Here is a 3,673-nt window from a genome sequence, read left to right as displayed (position 1 = left end):
GAAAAAGAAGGCAGAGGAGAAGGCGATGGTTTCTGCATGGCCGGGGGAGCAGATACAGCATTTTCCTGTCTCAGGGGCATGCCGTTCCTTTTCATGTTTTCCAGTTCTTCTTCCAGAAGGCTTACCCGATGGGCCAGGGACTCCAAAGATTGGGAGCCTTTCATGCGGCACAGGTGAAGAAGTCCCATTTCTGCGCTGAGCCTTGGGGAAGAACTTCTTTTTGTTTCGTGAAGTGCCTGATGAAGATAATCAAAAAGCGAATCCAGATAAGGCTCCGGAAGCCGGGAGGCATCGGAGCGGAGAACATCTGCCTTATCTCCGTACTGGGAAAATTCCGGCGCTTTTGGATTGACTTTGCAGATCATCAGATTGCGGAAGTGTTCCAGAAGATCCCGAAGAATGGAAGCCGGCTCCTTTCCTCCCTGCAGGATGGTATAGAACAGAGACAGAGCATCAGCGCTTTTTCCATTGAAGATATGATGGGACAGGTCGAGAATTCTGTCCTTGCTGGTGAGACCTAACAGGTCATATACGGCAGGGGCATCCAGTACCTTTGACTCTGAAGCGGAAGAGCACTGATCCAGAAGAGACAGGGCGTCACGCAGTCCGCCGTCTGCCCGGACGGCAATCAGGTCAGCGGCATCCTCCGTCAGAGAGAGACCGCTTTCTTTGGCAATATAAAGAAGATGATTTTTAATATCCTCTACGGAAATCCGATGGAATTCATACCGCTGGCAGCGGGACAGAATGGTAAGAGGAATTTTTTCCGGCTCCGTGGTAGCCAGAATGAAAAGTACATGGGACGGCGGTTCTTCCAGTGTCTTCAGCAGTGCATTGAAAGCCTCCTTGGTGAGCATATGTACTTCATCGATAATATAGACTTTTTTACGGCTTACGGCGGGGAGGGTGCGCACAGATTCCCGGAGGGCGCGGATTTCTTCAATGCCGCGGTTGGAAGCGGCATCAATTTCATAAACATCCAGGCTGGAACCGGCATTGATTTCCCGGCAGCTCTGACATGCATTGCAGGGATTCACACCATCGGGATGGAGACAGTTCACGGCTTTGGCCAGAATTTTAGCCATACTCGTTTTTCCTGTGCCCCGGGGACCGGAAAACAGGTAGGCGTGAGCCAGCCGATCCTGCTCGATGGCTCTCTGCAGAGGGATAGAAATATGCTTCTGCCCTACGACCTCTGTAAATGTGCGGGGTCTCCATTTACGATATAATGCTAAGTATGCCATAAACAACCTCCCGGCCGGAATGATTCAATTTCTGATAATGGTGAAGACATCGGAATCCGAAAAACGGAATCCAATATCCGGAAACTTTTATTATATTTATTATACAATAAATAAAAGATCCCAAAAGACAGAATGGACATAAAAAAAGCCTTGCAGTCCTCATTTATGACAGTCTCCAGGATGCACCGTGTCACATGAAAAGGGCCACTTACGGCTGCTTCCTCTCGGACCTGACCGGGTTCATGGGATTTCATTGCACGGGGCCCGGAGACTGCCATAAATCAGTACTGCAGAGCCATGTACTATATTATACAGCATCAGAGGAAAAATGCAATATATTTGTTGGTGGACCGGTGAGCTGGTGCGGGCTCATTATCAAGGAGAAGGAGGCCTATGAGTCATCCCTCCGACTGGCCCAGAATATAGGAACCGGCCAATACCGGGCCGTGAGGCTCCTTCAAGACCGAAGCTGTCTGCGTCACCACTATGGCTGATGTGGATTCGTTCGGGGTCAAAGGTGTGGAAAAGGTGCGGTATGTGGCCGCGCTGGAGACTTATACATGCGGTGGCCATGACGATAAGGTTATGAACCGGAAGGGCGCCGTCCCAGGCGTCACGGCCCCGCCCATGCATCCAAACTGCAGGTGTACCCTGGTCCCCTACTATGTGGATAACGCCACCCGCCGGTGGATGAAGGACCCCTCCACCTTCAAGAGGAATACCACCGGAATATAAGCTTCAAGGAATGGCAGAAGAAATATATCATCAAATCAGGCAGTTCAAAGAACCCCGAGCCCATCAAAGGCCTCGCAGGAGGCAAGACGGAATACAGTAATGATCATGCGACTGTGGCTCAGAAGCCGAATATAGTATATAATGATGACAAAGCAATAGAAACCTGTTTTAAAAAATTCGGCGAGGAATGCAAGGGCGCGGATATCGAAAACGCCGTGGTCATCACAAAGGACGGGGAAACCTACCATTTCACAGGGAATTCCTTCTCCGTGGATATTACCGCCATAGGAGACAAACTGCAGGGGGCTAAGGTCATCATCCATAACCACCCGGACAGTAAAGATTATTACGGCGACTGCTTCAGCATCAGCGACTTTTCAACGTTTTTTGAATATCAGCTGAAGCGGCTGGAAGTAATAAGCGGCTTGGGTCGGTATATCATGGAATATGACGGGGAGCCCATTACCCCTAAAAAGGCGAATGAATTATATAATGCCGCAAGAAATAAGGCGCTAAATTCTGCATTTGAATTGCAAAAACCTATTGAATATTGGCAGCTGGCGGCAATGGAACATCTAGTTAAAGACATGCAAGGCCTTAAGTTTATGAGGAGTAAGAAATGACTTATGAAGAAGAGCTGAGCCTATTTATAAAAAGAACTGAGCGAGAAAGAAATAGCATCTCCGATAAAATGGAGAAATTGAGACCATGCTCAGATGAAGCCGGACGATTGAATCACGAATTGCGCCTTCTGAATAGGCGGCACATCAAAGAACTTTTTGAATTAAATGCAAAGTATCATATGCCGCCGCCCGAGGTAGTAGATAATTCTAAGAAACCATTTTAACAGTTCAGAATGAAAACTGCAGGTGAGCCATGGAAACAATTATCAAGACCATACCGGTCAATGACGTCAGGTTATACGCGGTTTGCAGTTCCAACCGGTACCTGCTGGCAAAGTGCGAGGCGGAAATAAAGATTATAGAAGTATCTAACCCGGCCAGCGTATCGTAAAGGACCCTAGCATAGTTGAGAAAAGGTACGTCTTCCTGCTGATTATCAAACATAGAGATGTCAGGAATTTAGATTTTGCAAAAGGGAGAAAATCTATAAATCATAACTGGACAATGAGACAATAAATAGGAGGTGTGAAAAATGACGTATGAAGAAGAACTGCCCATTTTCATAAAAATGGTGCAAGATGAGCGGGAAGTGATTTATGCTGAGATGTACAAGGCTAAATCATATCAGGAAAGGGCGGAATTAGAGCAAAAATTAAAGAAATTGGAGAAGGAGCATTATAAAAAATATTGCAAACTGCGGGAAAAATATCATCTCCCACCGCCTACGATAATAGATAATTCAAAAGATCTGAGTTGAGTCTGCATAAAAGGTGAGCTATGGGAATGATTATCAAGACCATACCAGCTATACACTGCTTGCAGTTCCAACAGGCGTCTGCTGGCAAAATGAGAGGTGGAAATACTGATTACTGAAGTATCCTAATCCGGCCAGCGTATCGGAAAGGACCCTATCATAGTGAGAAAAGGTACGTCTCCCTGCTGATTATCAAACATAGAGATGTCAGGAATTTAGATTTTGCAAAAGGACAAAATCTATAAACCATAACTGACAATGGGACAATAAATAGGAGGTGTGAAAAATGACGTATGAAGAAGAACTGCCCATTTTCA

Annotated in this window: 5 protein-coding genes and 1 other RNA gene; 4 read left to right on the top strand and 2 right to left on the bottom strand. The window is 46.5% G+C overall.

The window, feature by feature from the left end; genetic code table 11:
* A partial coding sequence (gene dnaX, locus ACI4N7_RS04610; RefSeq protein WP_439732192.1) for a DNA polymerase III subunit gamma/tau occupies window positions 1-1,244 on the bottom strand: 1,244 nt, incomplete at its 3' end.
* A gap of 170 nt (window positions 1,245-1,414) precedes the next feature.
* Window positions 1,415-1,514, bottom strand: an RNA gene (ffs, locus tag ACI4N7_RS04605) — signal recognition particle sRNA small type.
* 216 nt (window positions 1,515-1,730) lie between these two features.
* Here ffs and ACI4N7_RS04600 point away from each other — a divergent pair.
* The 4 genes from ACI4N7_RS04600 (at window position 1,731) to ACI4N7_RS04585 (ending at window position 3,359) form a co-directional block, all read left to right on the top strand.
* Entirely contained in the window at window positions 1,731-1,979 is a 249-nt protein-coding gene (locus ACI4N7_RS04600; protein WP_439732191.1) for a hypothetical protein, read from the top strand.
* A gap of 113 nt (window positions 1,980-2,092) precedes the next feature.
* Window positions 2,093-2,602, top strand: coding sequence for a hypothetical protein (locus ACI4N7_RS04595; RefSeq protein ID WP_439732190.1), 510 nt, complete (start codon window positions 2,093-2,095; stop codon window positions 2,600-2,602).
* On the top strand, window positions 2,599-2,826 hold the full coding sequence (locus ACI4N7_RS04590; protein WP_439732189.1) for a hypothetical protein: 228 nt from the start codon (window positions 2,599-2,601) through the stop codon (window positions 2,824-2,826). The genes ACI4N7_RS04595 and ACI4N7_RS04590 overlap by 4 nt, the downstream gene beginning before the upstream one ends.
* A gap of 308 nt (window positions 2,827-3,134) precedes the next feature.
* On the top strand, window positions 3,135-3,359 hold the full coding sequence (locus ACI4N7_RS04585) for a hypothetical protein (RefSeq protein ID WP_439732188.1): 225 nt from the start codon (window positions 3,135-3,137) through the stop codon (window positions 3,357-3,359).
* Window positions 3,360-3,673 lie beyond the last annotated feature (314 nt).

The organism is Dialister sp. (assembly GCF_051885895.1).
Taxonomy (GTDB): Bacteria; Bacillota; Negativicutes; order Veillonellales; family Dialisteraceae; genus Dialister.
Note: the sequence above shows the minus strand (reverse complement) of the source record. Positions and strands in the feature narration are given on the sequence as shown.

What these genes read in the sequence shown, in the direction of transcription:
- ACI4N7_RS04600 (WP_439732191.1), top strand. Translation starts at nt 1,731, where the DNA reads ATGGCTGATGTGGATTCGTTCGGGGTCAAAGGTGTGGAAAAGGTGCGG.
- ACI4N7_RS04590 (WP_439732189.1), top strand. Translation starts at nt 2,599, where the DNA reads ATGACTTATGAAGAAGAGCTGAGCCTATTTATAAAAAGAACTGAGCGA.
- ACI4N7_RS04585 (WP_439732188.1), top strand. Translation starts at nt 3,135, where the DNA reads ATGACGTATGAAGAAGAACTGCCCATTTTCATAAAAATGGTGCAAGAT.